The sequence below is a fragment of the Affinirhizobium helianthi genome, assembly GCF_042680945.1.
Classification (GTDB): domain Bacteria; phylum Pseudomonadota; class Alphaproteobacteria; order Rhizobiales; family Rhizobiaceae; genus Neorhizobium; species Neorhizobium helianthi.
In genome coordinates this window covers 29,063-44,675 of the sequence record NZ_JBHUEQ010000017.1, presented here as the reverse complement: position 1 = coordinate 44,675, position 15,613 = coordinate 29,063, and the positions used below count along the sequence as shown (strand labels likewise).

Below are 15,613 nucleotides of genomic sequence, written 5' to 3'. Positions count from 1 at the left end.
CATGGCGTCTGAAATTTCCTCTTCTTCTCTGCTGGCGCGGGCTGGTGATCTGATCGATCTGGCAAAGAAGGCGGGGGCCGATCAGGCGGATGCCGTCATCGTGCGTTCCCGCTCGCGTTCCGTCAGTGTCCGTCTTGGCAAGGTGGAGAATACGCAAAGCTCCGAAAGCGATGATTTTTCGCTGCGGGTTTTTGTCGGTCAGCGGGTGGCAAGCGTGTCGGCCAATCCGGGTTTCGATCTGAAGGCCCTGGCTGAACGTGCCGTTGCCATGGCGAAGGTTTCGCCGGAAGATCCATTTGCAGCCCAAGCCGATGCCAAGGATCTGGCGCATGAATTTCCCGATCTTGAACTCTTCGATCCGACGGAGATTCCAACGGACGCCTTGACCGAAGAGGCGCTTGCCTGTGAAGCGGCAGCGCTCGCCGTTCAGGGGGTAACCAATTCCTCGGGTGCCGGGGCTTCTGCCGGTGCGGGCGGATTGGTGCTCGTCACCTCGCATGGTTTTTCCGGCAGCTATATGGCCAGCCGCTTCGGTCGCTCCGTCAGCGTGATTGCCGGCGAAGGCACGAAGATGGAGCGCGATTACGAATTCGACAGCCGCCTTTACGCCGCCGATCTGGAGAGTTCGGCAGAGATTGGCCGCCGTGCGGGCGAGCGTGTGGTCAAGCGCCTGCACCCCCGCCAGGTGCCGACTGCCAGCAATGTGACCGTAGTGTTCGAGCCACGTCTGGCGCGCGGTTTCGTGGGGCATATTGCCAGTGCCATCAATGGCGCATCGGTTGCCCGCAAGACCAGTTTCCTGCGCGACAAGATGGGCCAGCAGGTGCTGAAATCCGGCCTGCATGTCACCGATGATCCGGTGATCGTTCGGGGCTCATCCTCTCGCCCCTTCGATGGCGAAGGCGTGCGCGGAGAGCGGCTTGTCATGATCGAGGATGGCGTGCTGAACCATTGGTTCCTTTCCACCTCCACCGGTCGGGAACTCGGCCTCCCCACCAATGGACGCGGTGTTCGCGGCGGCAACAGCGTCACGCCCGCCTCCACCAATCTGGCGCTGGAGCCGGGCGATATCTCGCCCGAGGATCTGATCCGCAGCATTGGAACGGGCTTCTACGTCACGGAACTCATCGGGCATGGCGTCAACATGATCACGGGTGAATATAGCCGTGGTGCGACGGGTTTCTGGATCGAGAATGGCGAGATCGCCTATCCCGTTTCCGAAGTCACGATTGCCTCCAATCTGAAAGACATGTTCATGCGCATCACGCCTGCCAGTGATATCGATCGCAAGTTCGGCACGGCAGCGCCGACCATTGCCATTGAGGGCATGACACTTGCCGGACGGTGACCGACCCCAGACCGCGATGACCAACTGGAACGATGACCTCTCGCTGATCAGACGGGCCGCCCGTGAGGCTGGCGAGATCGCGCTTGGCTATTTCGGCCAATCGCCCGAGGTCTGGTGGAAGAGCGAGGGCGGACGCTCACCGGTCAGCGCGGCCGATTTTGCCGCCAATGACCGGCTTCGGGCGTTGCTTCTGAAGGAGAGGCCGGATTACGGCTGGCTATCCGAAGAGACCGATGACGACGAGACAAGACTGACCGCTTCAACCGCCTTCGTGATCGACCCCATCGACGGTACGCGCGCCTTCATCCATGGCGACAAGGTCTGGTGCGTCAGCGTGGCTGTGGTGCATGGCGGTGTGCCTGTGGCAGGCGTGCTGTTTGCGCCCGCGCTGGAAGAGGAGTTCTGGGCTGTCAGCGGCGGCCCGGCATTCAAGAATGGCGTCTCGATCCAGGTCTCGACCGCGCAGGCAGGCGAGCCGCGAAAGATCGCCCTGCCGGAGGATATGCTGGTGCGCTTCCCCCAGGACCTGCGCAGAACGCTGAAGCGTATCCGCCATGTCCCCTCGCTTGCCTATCGACTTGCCATGGTGGCCGATGGGCGGATCGATGGTACGGTGGTCAAGCGCAACTCCCATGACTGGGATCTGGCCGCCGCAGACATCATTCTGGAGCGTGCGGGCGGCAGGCTTGTGGACCGGCAGGGAAACCGCCTCAGCTATAACCGGCGTGGCGTTGCCCACGAGGAACTGTGCGCCGGGGCGGAACATGTTCTGGAAAGCCTGATAGAGGGCATTGGCTCCTGTTGACCTTTGCTGCGAAATCTCGCAGGAGAGGAGCGGGGGAGATGAAAGGAAAAGCTTAAAATGACCGAACAAAGCGGCAAGAAACAGCTTCTTCACCTTGTTTTCGGGGGCGAGCTGTCCAGTCTTCAGGGCGTCGAGTTCAAGGATCTCAACGCGCTCGATATCGTCGGCATCTTCCCGGATTATGCCACGGCGCTCCAGGCTTGGAAGGCCAAGGCGCAGCAGACGGTTGATAACGCGCAGATGCGCTATTTCATCGTCCACATGCACCGCCTTCTGGATCCGGACGCTGCAGCCTGACAAGGGCGTGCCCTCGCCAGCCACGCTGTGGCGCGTTTTTGACGCAATTCACGAGCATAGCATGATGTGCTGCAAGGCGGGCGAAGGCATAAGGCGGATGGCGAAATTGAAGGGGCAGGCGAAGTGAGTAGCGGCATGGCGCAATTAGCCCTCCTGGGATATCGCGTGGCAGGCATCTGCGCCTATCCGCTCGCCTCTCCCTATCTCGCCTACCGTGCCTTGAAGGGTAAGGAAGACAAGAAGCGAAAGCTGGAGCGCTTCGGCTATGCCAGCCAGCCGCGCCCGCATGGCCCCTTGATCTGGGTGCATGCCGCCAGTGTTGGCGAGACGAACGCCGTCATTCCGCTCATTCAGGAACTTCTGCGCCGTGAGATCCATGTGTTGCTCACCACCGGCACAGTCACCTCCGCTTCGCTGGTGGAAAGCCGCCTGGGCGGACAGGTGATCCATCAATATGTTCCGCTGGACCTGAAATTCTCCATCAAGCGCTTCATTGCCTATTGGCGCCCCGATGCGGCAGTCACCGCCGAATCGGAAATCTGGCCGACGACGCTGTCTGAACTGGCCCGCAGAAACATTCCGCAGATCCGGGTGAATGCCCGCATGTCCGACCGGTCTTTCGACCGTTGGAAAAGTCATCGCAAGATCGCTGAACTTCTCTTTGGAAAGCTTTCGCTTGTGGTCGCCCGCTCCGATGTGGACGCAGAGCGTTTCCGGGACCTTGGCGCATGGCCTGTGGTTGTTTCCGGCAATCTGAAGGGCGATAGCGATCCTCCTCCCTGTGACGAAGCGGTGCTTGAGCGCTACCGTAGCCAGATCGGCGCCCGCCCGACCTGGGCCGCCGTCTGCACGTTTGAGGGCGAAGAGGAGGGGGCTGCTTTTGTTCAGCGCGCCCTGAAGCCCCGCCACCAGCAATTGACCATTCTCGTTCCGCGTCATCCCGAACGGGGCGATGCCATCGAGGCCATGTTGCAGGAAAAGGGTCTCGTCGTTGCGCGCCGTTCGCGCAATGATGAGATCACGCCGGAGACGGATGTGTTTCTCGGCGATACGATTGGCGAAATGGGACTTTATCTTCGCCTTACCGAAATCTCTTTCGTCGGTCGTTCCTTGACGGCGGAAGGCGGGCAGAACCCCATGGAATCCGCTATGCTGGGCTGCGCGGTTCTCTCCGGCCCGAATGTGCAGAACTTCCGTGAAACCTATCAGCACATCATCCGGCGCGGTGGCGCCCGCATGATCCGCGACATGGAAATGCTGGCGAAAGCGGTGCATTACCTCATGAGCAACGAGATTGCCCGCCGCAAGATGATCGATTGCGGCCATGAGGCGATCCAGGATATGCGCGGTGCGCTGTCCACCACCATCAAGGCGCTGGAACCCTATATCAATCCGCTGACGGTGACTGCCCGTCTGCGCCCTGTGAGTGCGAGCGGCTGATGGCGGTACAAAGCGATCTTTCCGCCATTCAGGGGCTGCTGTTCGATAAGGACGGAACGCTTCTTCGCTATGATGAAAGCTGGGGCCCGGTTAACCGTGAGGCGGCGCGCATTGCCGCAGCCGGCGGCGGCAGCGAGCTTGAAGAGCGGTTGCTCGATGCCTGCGGCATGGACCCGGTGAGCGGCAAGACAAGGCCCGACAGCCTCTTTGCCGCCGGTACGGCTGCGGAAATTGCGGCAGGGTTCGTCACGGCTGGTTCACCTCTGGCTGTGGATGCGTTGACTGTCGAACTGGATGATCTCTTCGTCCGCGCCTCGGATTTTTCCGTGGCGGTGACCGATCTCTCCGCTTTTTTCGGGCGCTTGAAGGCGAGGGGCTTCCGCTTGGGCGTTGCCTCCAGCGATAACGAACGCTCCATTCGTGAGACGGCGCGCCGTTTCGGTTTTCTCGAATACCTGGACTTCATTGCCGGATACGATAGCGGCCACGGCAGCAAGCCGGAGCCTGGAATGGTGCTGGGGTTCTGCAAGGCGGTCGGTCTCGATCCATCGCAGGTCGCCGTCATCGGCGACAACAATCACGATCTGCATATGGCGGCTTCCGCCGGTGCCGGATTGAAGGTGGCGGTGCTGACCGGAACCGGCTCTCCGGCCACGCTGGAGGCCATGGCCGATCATCTGCTCGGCGACATCACCGGCATTGAAACGCTTCTTCCCACGCGTGAGAGGGCCTGATGGTTTCCGAAGCGCCTCCCTTCTGGTGGGATAAGGCGGATTGGCGAGCCTGGTGTCTATCCCCGCTTTCGGCGCTTTACGGGCAGGTTGCCGGTCGGCGCATGGCGCGGGCGAAACGTCCCGCTGTGCCGGTGCCGGTGTTTTGTGTCGGCAATTTCACCGTGGGTGGTGCCGGCAAGACGCCGACTGCCATTGCAATCGCACGGGCCGCCAAGGCCAAGGGCCTGAGGCCGGGTTTTCTCAGTCGCGGCTATGGCGGTTCCCTTGATGTGACAACGCTGGTTGAGCCCGGTCATCACCGGGCCGATGCCGTGGGCGATGAGCCTCTGCTTCTGGCACGCGAAGCACCAACCGTTATTTCCCGCCGTCGGCTGGAAGGTGCGCAAAGGCTTGTGGCGGAAGGCTGCGATCTGATCGTCATGGATGACGGTTTCCAGAGTGCAAGGCTCACGCTCGATTTTGCGCTGGTGGTCGTGGATTCCGTTCGTGGCATCGGCAATGGCTATATGGTGCCTGCCGGTCCTGTGCGTGCGCCCCTGGTCATTCAGATGCGGCAGATGTCTTGCCTGCTGAAGGTGGGAAACGGCGCCGCTGCCGATCCTCTGGTGCGTCAGGCTTCGCGGGCCGGAAAGCCGGTTGCCGTTGCCAATCTTGTGCCGATTGCCAATGCGAAGGTCTCGGACCGCAAGCTGATGGCCTTTGCAGGCATTGCCGATCCGGCAAAGTTTTACCGCACGGTGGCCTCTATCGGCGGCGAGATCGTGGAAAAGCGCGATTTTCCTGACCATCACTATTTTGCCGAGGATGAACTGCGCGATCTGATGCGCGATGCGGACAAAAAGGGACTTACCCTCGTCACCACCGCCAAGGATGCCGCGCGCCTCGCAGGACATCACGGTGTGGCGGAAGAACTTCTGGCGCGCTGCCAAGTGGTTGAAGTGGAACTTGTCTTCGACGATCCGCAAGGTCCATCGAAAATGATCGACCTTGCTCTGGAAAACTGCAGAAAGCGCCTGCTGGAACGAGTTTAGGCGCGGCTCTGGTTGGGCAAAATTCCGGCCCGCTTGTCTGCCTCCAGAGAGGCAGCGCAGCTTGCATAGGCCTCCTGCCGGGCCACGCTCCAATAGCGCAGCTCATCCACGGGGATGGCTTCTCCCGTCATGGCGCAGGTCACGAAGGAACCCGGCTGAAGGATCTGGTAATCTCCATCGAGATAGCGGATCTTTGCCTCGCGGCTTCCGCCTCCTTCAAAACGGTTCATGCGTCGTCTCCTGCCGAAAATCATGGGAATGCTTTTATCCTAGCGTGATCCTGCAAGCTAGATCTAAAGCAAGTTGCGGCCTATCAGCCTCATGCAACCTGCTTTAGATTCTTGTTTTTACGCATGTCGTTATCACAAAACCGCTGCACACTTTTGCGCGACATGCTTTAACTGCGGCCGAACAGGCGCTCGATGTCTGTCAGCTTCAACTCGATATAGGTCGGGCGCCCGTGATTGCACTGGCCGGAACCGGGTGTGGCTTCCATTTGCCTCAAGAGCGCGTTCATCTCATCGGTTCGAAGTCTGCGACCGGAGCGAACGGAGCCGTGACAGGCCATGGTGGCGGCCACATGTTCAAGACGGCTTTTCAGCCCTCCCGCCGTATTCCATTCACCAATTTCATCGGCAAGATCGCGGATCAGGCTCGGGGTATCCACTTCACCCAGCATGGCAGGCGTTTCACGAACGGCAATCGCACCGGGGCCGAAGCGCTCGATGGAAAGTCCCAGCCTGTCCAATTGCTCGGCATGCATCATCAGCCGGTCGCAATCCTCCTCCGGCAGGTCGATGATCTCGGGGATCAGCAGCACCTGTGAGGTCAGCCTGTCTTTTTCCAGCGCCTTGCGCATGGCCTCAAAGACCAGCCGCTCATGGGCTGCGTGCTGATCCACGATCACCAGCCCGTTTTCCGTTTGCGCAACGATATAATTCTCATGCACCTGCGCCCGTGCCGCACCCAGCGGGTGTTGAAGCTGCGGTTCAGCCAGTGCGGTGGAGGCCGTCTCTGGCGAAACGGATGGGAAAGCAGCTGTCGCCTCATCTTCACCACGCGCACTGGGGGTGGAAAAGGTCACGAAACTGCTTTGCCGCTGTTCGGAAAAGCGCGTGCTTTGCGCCAAGGTGAAAGGGCGGGAGGGAGAATTCGTGGCAGACCAGCCTGCATTATAGGTCTGGCGCATAAAGCCGGGCTGGGCGATGGAGCCTGGGCGGAAGGCGCGGAGAAGGCCGTCAGCGCCTGTGGTTGCGGCGCGGTCTCCCTCGCGGGCAAGCGCCTCGCGAATGGCGCCGACAATCAGTCCGCGCACCAGACCCGGATCGCGGAAACGAACATCGGCCTTCGCCGGGTGCACGTTCACATCCACCAGCGCCGGATCGAGCGTGATCGAAAGGACAGCAACCGGATAGCGACCGGAGGGAATGGTTTCCGCATAGGCACCGCGAATGGCAGACAGGATCAGCTTGTCCTGAACCGGACGGCCATTGACGAAGGCATATTGATGGGCGGAATTGCCACGGTTGAAAGTGGGCACGCCGACGAAGCCTTTAAGGCCCACATCCTCGCGCTCCGCCTCGATTTCGATGGCATTGTCCTTGAAATCGCTGCCCAGAACCTGCGCCATGCGGCCCAGCGGATCGCCGGGCGTTGCGGGAAATTCCAGTGTCGACCGGTCGGAACCGGACAGCGTGAAGCGGATATGCGGAAACGCAATCGCCATGCGCTTGACCACTTCGGTAATGGCACCGGCTTCCGCCCGCTCGGTTTTGAGGAACTTCAGGCGGGCAGGCGTGGCAAAGAAAATATCCCGAACCTCCACTACGGTTCCCTGATTGGCCGGAGCCGGGCGCACAGGATCGAGGCGTCCGCCAGTCACGGTGATCTCGACACCCATGTCCGAACCGGCGCGGCGGCTGACGATGGAAAGCTTTGCCACGGAGCCGATGGAGGGCAGTGCTTCGCCACGAAAGCCAAGCGTGCGGATATCGTCCAGCGTCTGATCGATCTTGGACGTGCAATGGCGGCGCACCGCAAGGCTCAAGTCCTCGGCATCCATGCCGCTGCCATTGTCCGTAATGCGGATCAGGCTTTTGCCGCCCCCAGCAGTGGCGATTTCAATCCGGCTTGCGCCTGCGTCGATGGCATTTTCGATCAATTCCTTGGCGGCGCTGGCAGGGCGCTCGATCACTTCGCCAGCAGCAATCTGGTTGATCAGGGTCTCTGGCAGTTGTTTGACAGGCATATCGTCATGATCCCGGATTGGCGCCTGAACGTGGCAGCATTTAATCGATTTGTCCCCGATTTAGAGATTAATCTCAACTTAACATCCGGAGGGTATGGATTGATTTGGAACGGACCCGGCGGCCTCGCGCTTGCCCGGGTCAGGAAACCCGTGATGCAGAAATGTGAAGCGTTTTTGCGTTACGGCTGGTGGCAAAACAGGGACCTGAAGTGTCAAAGCGAATCTGAAACTTCGCGATGCGCTTTATAGTGTGGCACGGACGAAAGAACAACGGCAACCGGCGTCAGGTAGAGAAACGCTGGAAAAGGAATGGTTGGAATGCGACCGGCGCCCGTCAAAACGGCGGCTCCTCAAAGGAGAACTCTCGCACTCGTTGGGGAAGCCGATGAGTGAGAGCGTGCATACAGGTAGCCTGGATCATATCCCGCTTCTCGATATTGTCGCGGAGGCGATCTCCGGTGCCATCCTTATCTACGATTCCAATGATATCCTGCTTTATGCGAGTGCGCAGATCCGCAGCTTCCTGCCGCTGCTTGCCATCGCCCCAGCACCCGGAACACGTCTGAGGGATCTCTTTGGCGCAATCTACGATCAAGGGGGCTATTCCTTCAGCAAGACCTCTCGCAAAGAGGGGCCGCGGGTTACGCGCGAGGACTGGATTGCCGGGGAGATCGCCTCTCTTTGGAAGGAGCGGGTTGAAAGCGTCGAACGCCGGGGCTCTGATCGGTGGATGAGCCTTTCGAAGCGCCGGCTGCCTTCCGGCTACGGTATTTGCGTCTTCCGTGACGTCTCGGAACATCGCAAGCGTGAGGATCAGTGGCGGGCGGATCTCGAACGTGTGCAGGTCACGGAAGAAATACTGGACAACCTGCCTTTCCCCGTCATGGTGAAGGATCGCAATCTCAGCGTCATCGGCATCAACAAAGCCTCTGCTGACCTGTTCGATCACCCGCAGGAAGAAATCCTCGGGCGGCGTCTGGGCGATCTTTTGCCCGTCGAGGTCGCAGAACGCATAGACGCGGTTGATCGGCGCGTGCTGGAGACCGGGGAACCCTACCAGGTGGCAGAGCATGTCGTGCGCCCTGATGGCGGCAGTTCAGCCATGGTGACGCATCTTTTCCGGGTGGGTAAGCCGGGGCGCTATCTGGTTGTCACGGCCATGGAGGATGTGACGGAACTGCTTCAATCCGGAGTGCCGCAGGAGGCAATCTTCCACGGACTGGAGGGCGTGGATTTCATTCACTCAGACCTTCGCCCCATGGCAAGGCAGGAGACTGCTTCCGCACAGCCTTTGCCGCACGAGGTTGCAGGCAAGCGCGTTCTTCTGGTCACGCAGGACGCCAAAGGTGAAGCCGAGTGCCTGAGCCAGATGGAGCGGCTGGGACTGGACGCCACGGCCGCACGCAGCGCCGACGAAGTTCACGCCATTCTGGAATATGCTGCCGCAAACACGATCGGCATAGACCTGATTGCAATCGACAATGCGATGGATCTCTCTTGCCTGGATGTGGCGGAAGCGAGCGGTGTCGATGTGATGGTTTTCGATAGCTTCCAGCTCGGGTGCGAGCTTGTTCAAAAACTGGCGCGACATCTCTCGCAGCCGAGGCCGGATGCAGCCGCGCAGGATGCATCGCCGCAACACAAGCCCTCCGCCAGCCAGAGCATCGATGTGCTCGTGGCGGAAGACAATGCCGTCAACCGCATCGTCTTCCAGCAGATCCTCGAAGGCTTCGGCTATCGCTATGCCATTGCCGGGGATGGCGAGGAAGTGGTCCGGATGTGGCGCGAGCTGAACCCGCGCATCGTGCTCATGGATATTACCCTGCCGAAGCTCAATGGCTTCGAGGCCGCCTCCAAGATCCGTGAGAGCGAGGAGCATCCGGGAAAGACCCCGATCATCGGCGTTTTGTCACCCGCGGTTGAAGGAGACCGGGATGCCTGCTGGGCCGCCGGGATGAATGATGTTGTGCTGAAGCCGCTCAGCCCTGATAGCCTTGAGGAAAAATTCCGCAAGTTTCTTTGCGAGCAGCCGCCCCAGCTTCTGACCGTTCCGGCGGTCAACTGAGATCTTTATGGCTTCTCCCGATAGAGTTTTTTAAGCTTTCATCCGCATTGTGATCGAAATCCCTAAAACAGGGCAAGTTTGGTAATTCGGCGGGTACATTGCCACAGGTTACGCAAAACGAACTGCAGGTGATGGCCTATCGCGACCCTTTGACGGGCCTGGGCAATCGTCATCGGCTGCGCGAAAAGCTGCGTACGCTTGTTCAGGAGAGGGCAGACGATCCTGCTCCCTTCACCGTTGGCATCGCAAATCTCGATGGCTTCAAGCCTATAAACGACCTCTTCGGTAGCCAAGCCGGGGACGAGATTCTCTGCCAGGTCGCGCATCGCCTAAAGGCGTGCATCCCCGATGGTGCGGTCGTGACACGCCATGATGGAGACGAGTTCGCCTTCCTGCTTCCGCTTGTTTTCGAGAAGACCAGCGCTGAACGCATTGGCTTGATGATCCGCGAAGTTTTGTCGGCGCCCTATGACCTGGGCGATCGTAATGTGCGGCTGTCGGCATCTTTCGGCTTTGCCATCTATCCCTTTGCCGGGGAAGAATTCGACGAACTGATGAAAAGTGCAGAAACGGCGCTTTACCGTTCAAAGCGGCGAGGACGCGGGCAGGTCACGGTCTATTCCCGCGAGATCGCGCAGGAAATGAAGCGTTCCACCCAGTTGGAACAGGCGCTGCGCAACGCCATCATGTCGGATGCGGTGGATGTGCATTTTCAGCCCATTGTGCGCATTCGCGATGGCTCGACCGTGGGCTTCGAGGCCCTGGCGCGCTGGATCGATCCCGACCTTGGTTTCGTATCGCCCGCCGTTTTCGTTCCACTGGCGGAGGAGCGCGGCTTCATCGATGCTCTTTCGGAGACGCTGCTGCGCAAGGCGGCGGAGGCGGCACTGTCCTGGCCCCGGGAACTCTTCCTCTCCTTCAATCTCTCTTCCGCGCAACTGATGGATCCGGGCACTGCCCCGACAATCCTTGCGACCCTCTCGCGCGTTGGTCTCGATCCAGGCCGCGTGGAGCTTGAAATCACCGAAACGGCGGTGATGACCTCCGCTGATACCGCGGAGCGGATCATCTGCGAGCTTCGCAATGCGGGTATGCGCATCTCCCTTGATGACTTCGGTACGGGACAGTCGAGCCTCGGGCGTCTTCGCGATTTCACCTTCGACAAGGTGAAGATCGACCGTGCTTTTGTCTCACGCATCACCACGGATCGTGCCTCGGAGCATATCGTCAAGGCCATCATCGCCATGTGCGACGGCCTGGATCTGCAGGTGGTGGCGGAAGGAATTGAAGAAAAGGCCGATGCGGAAAAGCTTCGTGCGCTGGGTTGCAGCATGGGGCAGGGCTATTTTTACGGCCGCCCGGTCGATGCCGCTGCGACGCTGGATTATCTGGCGCACCATTATCGCGAGAGCTTCAACCTTAAGCGCGAGACAGCCTGAAACCGAAAACAGCCTGAACCGAAAAAGGGATGGCGCACAAGCACCATCCCAGTTTATTGGCAACGTGTCTCTCGTTCCAGCGGCTGGCCGTGGATTACGGCTTGGCCTGCGTCGACGGGGTAGTGGCGTTGCCTGCCGGAGCTGCACCACCGGTCGAGGATGTGGTGGTCGTATCCGTGGAGTTGGAGCGGGCTTCCGCCTGCTGGTCATCCAGCGTCTTGAATTCCGGAGCAGCCTTCAAACTGTCAGCCGTTTCGGTCGTGGTCAGACGGACATTGTTATTGTCTTCGCGTGACATGGTGATCTTGCTCATCGGAACAGCAACATCCTTTTCACCGATGCCGAGGAAGCCGCCGACGCCAACAACGGCTGCGACGATACCGCCGTTCTGTTCCAGGATGAGGTCGTTCACATCACCGATGCTGTTGTTTTCGGAATTGTAGATCGGCTTGCCGATGTAGTCATTGGCGCTGATCTGCGTTTCGCTTTGCTGCGTCAGGTATTCACCGGAAGCGGCTGCCGTGTTGTTCGGCATGGCATTGGTGCCGGAGGCTGCGCTGTCATTCGTCATCGCGCCACCAGCCGGGGCACCTGCCTTCGGCATTGCACCAGTGTCCGTCTGCGTATTCGGCGTTGCGGGAGTTGCAGAATTGGACTGTGCGAACGCCGGCGCAATTGCGGTAGAGGCCATCAGTACGGCGGCTGCTGCCATGGTGCTAAGGGTCTTTTTCATCTCGAATCTACCTTCCTTGGGTGTTTCAGCGAAAGCGCGGCTGCTTTGTTGTCTATCTCCGCGCCGGTTCGAGAGGGAAATGCGCCCGCAGGAGGTAAGTTCCGAAGATGTTTGCGAAAAAAAGAGGCAAAAATGCCGGAACATTTTTGCCTTTCAACGGTTTGCGCGATCTTTTGCAACGTGTGCTTCAAAGTGTGTAATCGGGTTCGAAACGTCCCTGAACCTCTATGCCAAGCTCAAAGGTAAAGCCTGCCTGCCTGTCTTCGGCCATTTCCTGTGCGCTTGCGCCCTCGAATGCCGTCGTCACAAACATGCGTTCGGCCTTCTCGCCAAAAAAGGCTGGGCAGGAGGTGCGAGCCGTCGGGAGCTTGTAGCGGGCCAGATAACGTCCTCCGGCGGAGTATCTGTCGATGGCACCTTCACCCCAGCGCGCATTCCAGAGATGTCCTTCCCGATCACAGACTGCGCCATCTGCGCCGCCACCCCGGTCGCTCGTGTCGATGAAGACGGAAGGGTCTTCCTTCGGCAGGCCGGTGGCCGGATCGAGCGACACGCGCATGATGCGGTTGACGCGCGTATCGGTGAAATAGGCAATCGAGCCGTCTGGCGAGAAGCAGATGCAGTTTGGAATGCTGATCCCGGTAAACAGGCGCGTGATATTGCCTTTCGCCACATGATAGATCGAGCCCGCGCCATCCTGGGCCTTTAGTCCCATGGTGCCAATCCACAGCGCGCCGCTCTGGTGAACGCGTCCATCATTGGAGCGATTGCCCATATGCGGCGGTTCCAGTTCCAGATAACGCTCCAGCTTGCCTGAGATGCGGTTGCGGATCATCAGGCCCTGTTCGGTTGCCAGAAGCTGCCGTTCGTCATCGATGCGCGACAGAACGCTTGCCTTGCAGGGCAGGGCGTGAACCTTCTTCGCCCCCGTGGCGAGGTGCAGTTCATGCAGTTCCTGGCCCAGAATGTTGAACCAGTAAAGCGTGCCCGTATGCGGATCGAAGGTCGGGCCTTCGCCCAGTTCGCATGCGGCGTCGGACAGGATCCTGCCCTGAAAATCATGCAGCTCAGTCATGCGGCTTCTCCCATGGCGCGATCATAGGCTTCGATGGTGATACGTGCCTTCTGAATAACCTCTGCGGCACTCATGCCCGGACGATAGAGGCTGGACCCCAGGCCGAAAGCCGTAATGCCGCCTTTGACATATTCCGCAAAATTCGCATCTGAGACCCCGCCCACAGCGGCAATCAGCAGGTCCTTCGGCAAAACCGCGCGGATGGCGTTGATGCCCGATGGGCCGAGAACGCTGGCGGGGAAGAACTTCAGGCCGGTCGCACCTGCGCGTGCAGCAGCCAGTGCTTCCGTTGCGGTAAAGCAGCCGGGAAGCGTTACCATGCCCTTGGCCGCCGCCGTGGAAATGACCTCCGGTTCCACATTGGGAGAGACCATCAATTTGCCGCCCGCAGCGTCCAGCGATCGCACATCCTCAACCGTCAGCACGGTGCCAGCACCAATCAGGCAATCGGTCGGTGCCAGTCTGGCCGCCATTTCGATGGAGCGGAAGGGGTCGGGCGAATTCAGCGGGATCTCGATGGCGGTAAAGCCGGTTTCGATCAGGCCGCCAACAACGGCTTGCGTTTCTTCAGGCTTCAGCCCGCGCAGAATGGCAACCAGCGGGCGCTTCATGTCGGGGAAGGGAATGCGGCTCATGGCGCTGGTCCTTTCAATTGTGGGCTACGGAAAACAAGGAATGGGCGGCGGCGGCCAGCCCCTTTCTCACGGCAAGATCGGCATCGACGGTTGAAAAGTCGAGATCGAGTGCCGCGAAGGCAGCTTCATAAAGCGCCTGCAACTTGCCGGATGCCACGAGCTGGATCTTCGTGTTCCGGTCGGCGATGGAAAGTCCGCCTGCCATTTCTGTACCAATCAGAATGCCGGAGAGGCGCGCTGCAGCGGCGGTCGCATCAAGCCCATGCAGCAATTGGCCGGAACGGCAGGTGAAGATGAGATTGGTGAACATGGCGGGCCGGGCATGGGCGGCTTGCAACGCGGCGACGAAAGCCGGATGATGGCCGTCAAAGCTTTGCGCCTCGGCCATGGCGTGCTTCAGGATCGTGTGCTTGGAAAGGGCTTCGAACACCTCGCCGGTCATGAAGGAGGAGAAGCCTTTCACCGTTTCACCCGCCACGCTCACCCATTTGGAATGGGTTCCGGGCATGCAGACGAGCCTCGATCCGCCCTGCTGCGATGAGCCGAGCAATTGGGTCTCTTCACCGCGCATGACATCCGGCATGTCTTCGCTGCGCTGGGCAATGCCAGGAAGAATGCGAATGTCGCGGCTTTCGCCGTTGACGGGCACCGCCCCCTTGAGCACAGAGGAAAGGGGGGCGGGCACATCCACATAGCCAGCCTCCACCCAGCCCTGACGAGCGCCTGCCATGCCGCAGATGATGACGGGAAGAGAGTGGCCTGCCTGAACCGCCTGCAAATGCATATTTAGAACAGTGGAAAAGCCGGTCTGGCTGGCGCTGGTCATGCCTTCGCCGCTCCGTCTCTCGGCCAGAACCTGATCCTGCCGGTCCATCAGCCACAGCCGAAAGCTCGATGTTCCCCAATCCACGGCCACATAGGCGGCTTCACTCATTACAAAACTCCTCCGTCGACGGTGATCCATTGCGCCGTCATTGCGCCGGATGCGCAGGATGCCAGAAACAGGCACGGCCCCACCAGATCAGCCGGTAAAAGGTTGCGTTTCAGGCATTGACGCTCACGCATCGCCGCCATGCTCTCGTCTGTCAGCCACAGCTTCAACTGCCGGTCGGTCACGATCATGCCGGGCAAAATGGCATTGACCCGGACGCCTTGCGGCCCAAGCCGTCCCGCCAGGCTTTTCGTCAGCCCCAGCACACCCGCCTTCGCCGTTTCATAGGCGGGCATGGCCCCCATGTTCAACAGGAAGGCGATGGACGACATGTTCACAATGGCCCCTTGACCATCCGCAATCAGATGAGGGGCCGCCGCCTGCGCCGCAAAGGCCATGTGGCGCACATTGATGGCCTGGTTCTTGTCCCAGTATTCCTCTGTCATCTCCAGAAGGTCGTGACGGTCATCGAGCGCTGCATTGTTGATGAGGATGCCAAGCTGCCCAAGCTTTGCCGCCGCCTCTTCAACCGCATTGCGGATTGCCGCCACATCGCGCAGGTCCGCCTTGATGTAATGAACAGTCTGGCCGTGAGTGCGGGAAAGCCGCTCGGCCAAAGCAAGGGATGGATCTTCCGCAATATCGATGAATGCCACCTTCGCGCCCTGGGCGGCAAAGGCCTCCGTGAGAGCCGCACCGATGCCGGACCCGCCGCCGGTGATGAGGACGCCGCGCCCCGCCAGATCTGGATGCCTTGCCCCGCTCATCGCGCCCTCCGCAGCAGTTCCATTATTCGGAACTAAGTTTGACTATTCGGAATACAAGATCTAAC

The 15,613-nt window shown here is 60.0% G+C and carries 15 protein-coding genes; 8 read left to right on the top strand and 7 right to left on the bottom strand.

All coding sequences use genetic code 11. The annotated features are described in order from the left end of the window. Nucleotide 1: 1 nt before the first annotated feature. The 6 genes from ACFSE1_RS10280 to lpxK all read left to right on the top strand — a co-directional run bounded on the left by ACFSE1_RS10280 (nucleotide 2) and on the right by lpxK (nucleotide 5,655). A complete protein-coding gene (locus ACFSE1_RS10280; RefSeq protein WP_377400340.1) occupies nucleotides 2-1,348 on the top strand; it encodes a TldD/PmbA family protein in 1,347 nt (448 codons plus the stop codon). Nucleotides 1,349-1,364: 16 nt separating this feature from the next. Continuing rightward, on the top strand, nucleotides 1,365-2,153 hold the full coding sequence (locus tag ACFSE1_RS10275; RefSeq protein WP_377400337.1) for a 3'(2'),5'-bisphosphate nucleotidase CysQ: 789 nt from the start codon (nucleotides 1,365-1,367) through the stop codon (nucleotides 2,151-2,153). A 57-nt stretch (nucleotides 2,154-2,210) separates the two neighbouring features. Further along, on the top strand, nucleotides 2,211-2,450 hold the full coding sequence (locus tag ACFSE1_RS10270; RefSeq protein ID WP_377400334.1) for a DUF4170 domain-containing protein: 240 nt from the start codon (nucleotides 2,211-2,213) through the stop codon (nucleotides 2,448-2,450). A 123-nt stretch (nucleotides 2,451-2,573) separates the two neighbouring features. Continuing rightward, complete coding sequence (gene waaA / locus ACFSE1_RS10265; protein WP_377400331.1) at nucleotides 2,574-3,890, top strand: lipid IV(A) 3-deoxy-D-manno-octulosonic acid transferase; 1,317 nt, start codon at nucleotides 2,574-2,576, stop codon at nucleotides 3,888-3,890. Next, complete coding sequence (locus ACFSE1_RS10260) at nucleotides 3,890-4,624, top strand: HAD family hydrolase (RefSeq protein WP_377400328.1); 735 nt, start codon at nucleotides 3,890-3,892, stop codon at nucleotides 4,622-4,624. Before waaA ends, ACFSE1_RS10260 begins: the two co-directional genes overlap by 1 nt. Then, nucleotides 4,624-5,655, top strand: a complete 1,032-nt coding sequence (lpxK, locus tag ACFSE1_RS10255) for a tetraacyldisaccharide 4'-kinase (protein WP_377400325.1) — start codon at nucleotides 4,624-4,626, stop codon at nucleotides 5,653-5,655. The genes ACFSE1_RS10260 and lpxK overlap by 1 nt, the downstream gene beginning before the upstream one ends. On the opposite strand, the gene ACFSE1_RS10250 is transcribed toward lpxK, so the two are convergent. After that, on the bottom strand, nucleotides 5,652-5,885 hold the full coding sequence (locus ACFSE1_RS10250; protein WP_377400322.1) for a DUF2093 domain-containing protein: 234 nt from the start codon (nucleotides 5,883-5,885) through the stop codon (nucleotides 5,652-5,654). The genes lpxK and ACFSE1_RS10250 overlap by 4 nt on opposite strands. Before the next feature lie 167 nt (nucleotides 5,886-6,052). Beyond that, complete coding sequence (mutL, locus tag ACFSE1_RS10245; protein WP_377400319.1) at nucleotides 6,053-7,903, bottom strand: DNA mismatch repair endonuclease MutL; 1,851 nt, start codon at nucleotides 7,901-7,903, stop codon at nucleotides 6,053-6,055. Between the two features lie 385 nt (nucleotides 7,904-8,288). On the opposite strand from mutL, the gene ACFSE1_RS10240 reads away from it, so the two are divergent. Both ACFSE1_RS10240 and ACFSE1_RS10235 read left to right on the top strand, forming a co-directional pair. Continuing rightward, nucleotides 8,289-9,968 (top strand): response regulator, encoded by a 1,680-nt coding sequence (locus ACFSE1_RS10240; RefSeq protein ID WP_377400316.1) that lies wholly within the window; start codon nucleotides 8,289-8,291, stop codon nucleotides 9,966-9,968. A gap of 131 nt (nucleotides 9,969-10,099) precedes the next feature. Next, nucleotides 10,100-11,407 carry a putative bifunctional diguanylate cyclase/phosphodiesterase gene (locus ACFSE1_RS10235; protein ID WP_377400792.1) on the top strand — a complete coding sequence of 436 codons (1,308 nt, stop codon included), beginning with the start codon at nucleotides 10,100-10,102 and terminating at the stop codon, nucleotides 11,405-11,407. A 94-nt stretch (nucleotides 11,408-11,501) separates the two neighbouring features. Here ACFSE1_RS10235 and ACFSE1_RS10230 read toward each other — a convergent pair whose 3' ends face one another. The 5 genes from ACFSE1_RS10230 to ACFSE1_RS10210 form a co-directional block, all read right to left on the bottom strand. Further along, the gene (locus tag ACFSE1_RS10230) at nucleotides 11,502-12,140 is read right to left on the bottom strand and encodes a PRC-barrel domain-containing protein (protein ID WP_377400313.1); all 639 of its coding nucleotides are present in this window, start codon (nucleotides 12,138-12,140) and stop codon (nucleotides 11,502-11,504) included. Between the two features lie 187 nt (nucleotides 12,141-12,327). After that, complete coding sequence (locus tag ACFSE1_RS10225; RefSeq protein ID WP_377400310.1) at nucleotides 12,328-13,215, bottom strand: SMP-30/gluconolactonase/LRE family protein; 888 nt, start codon at nucleotides 13,213-13,215, stop codon at nucleotides 12,328-12,330. Further along, complete coding sequence (locus ACFSE1_RS10220) at nucleotides 13,212-13,850, bottom strand: 2-dehydro-3-deoxy-6-phosphogalactonate aldolase (RefSeq protein ID WP_377400307.1); 639 nt, start codon at nucleotides 13,848-13,850, stop codon at nucleotides 13,212-13,214. The genes ACFSE1_RS10225 and ACFSE1_RS10220 overlap by 4 nt, the downstream gene beginning before the upstream one ends. Nucleotides 13,851-13,863: 13 nt before the next feature. Continuing rightward, nucleotides 13,864-14,784 carry a 2-dehydro-3-deoxygalactonokinase gene (locus ACFSE1_RS10215; RefSeq protein ID WP_377400304.1) on the bottom strand — a complete coding sequence of 307 codons (921 nt, stop codon included), beginning with the start codon at nucleotides 14,782-14,784 and terminating at the stop codon, nucleotides 13,864-13,866. Continuing rightward, complete coding sequence (locus ACFSE1_RS10210) at nucleotides 14,784-15,548, bottom strand: SDR family NAD(P)-dependent oxidoreductase (protein WP_377400301.1); 765 nt, start codon at nucleotides 15,546-15,548, stop codon at nucleotides 14,784-14,786. The genes ACFSE1_RS10215 and ACFSE1_RS10210 overlap by 1 nt, the downstream gene beginning before the upstream one ends. Nucleotides 15,549-15,613: the final 65 nt, after the last annotated feature.

Coding starts and splice junctions, on each gene's coding strand:
- lpxK (WP_377400325.1), top strand. CDS start 4,624: ATGGTTTCCGAAGCGCCTCCCTTCTGGTGGGATAAGGCGGATTGGCGA.
- ACFSE1_RS10275 (WP_377400337.1), top strand. CDS start 1,365: ATGACCAACTGGAACGATGACCTCTCGCTGATCAGACGGGCCGCCCGT.
- mutL (WP_377400319.1), bottom strand. CDS start 7,903: ATGCCTGTCAAACAACTGCCAGAGACCCTGATCAACCAGATTGCTGCT.
- ACFSE1_RS10240 (WP_377400316.1), top strand. CDS start 8,289: ATGAGTGAGAGCGTGCATACAGGTAGCCTGGATCATATCCCGCTTCTC.
- ACFSE1_RS10250 (WP_377400322.1), bottom strand. CDS start 5,885: ATGAACCGTTTTGAAGGAGGCGGAAGCCGCGAGGCAAAGATCCGCTAT.
- ACFSE1_RS10210 (WP_377400301.1), bottom strand. CDS start 15,548: ATGAGCGGGGCAAGGCATCCAGATCTGGCGGGGCGCGGCGTCCTCATC.
- ACFSE1_RS10230 (WP_377400313.1), bottom strand. CDS start 12,140: ATGAAAAAGACCCTTAGCACCATGGCAGCAGCCGCCGTACTGATGGCC.
- ACFSE1_RS10280 (WP_377400340.1), top strand. CDS start 2: ATGGCGTCTGAAATTTCCTCTTCTTCTCTGCTGGCGCGGGCTGGTGAT.
- ACFSE1_RS10225 (WP_377400310.1), bottom strand. CDS start 13,215: ATGACTGAGCTGCATGATTTTCAGGGCAGGATCCTGTCCGACGCCGCA.
- ACFSE1_RS10220 (WP_377400307.1), bottom strand. CDS start 13,850: ATGAGCCGCATTCCCTTCCCCGACATGAAGCGCCCGCTGGTTGCCATT.
- ACFSE1_RS10260 (WP_377400328.1), top strand. CDS start 3,890: ATGGCGGTACAAAGCGATCTTTCCGCCATTCAGGGGCTGCTGTTCGAT.
- ACFSE1_RS10235 (WP_377400792.1), top strand. CDS start 10,100: ATGGCCTATCGCGACCCTTTGACGGGCCTGGGCAATCGTCATCGGCTG.
- ACFSE1_RS10215 (WP_377400304.1), bottom strand. CDS start 14,784: ATGAGTGAAGCCGCCTATGTGGCCGTGGATTGGGGAACATCGAGCTTT.
- ACFSE1_RS10270 (WP_377400334.1), top strand. CDS start 2,211: ATGACCGAACAAAGCGGCAAGAAACAGCTTCTTCACCTTGTTTTCGGG.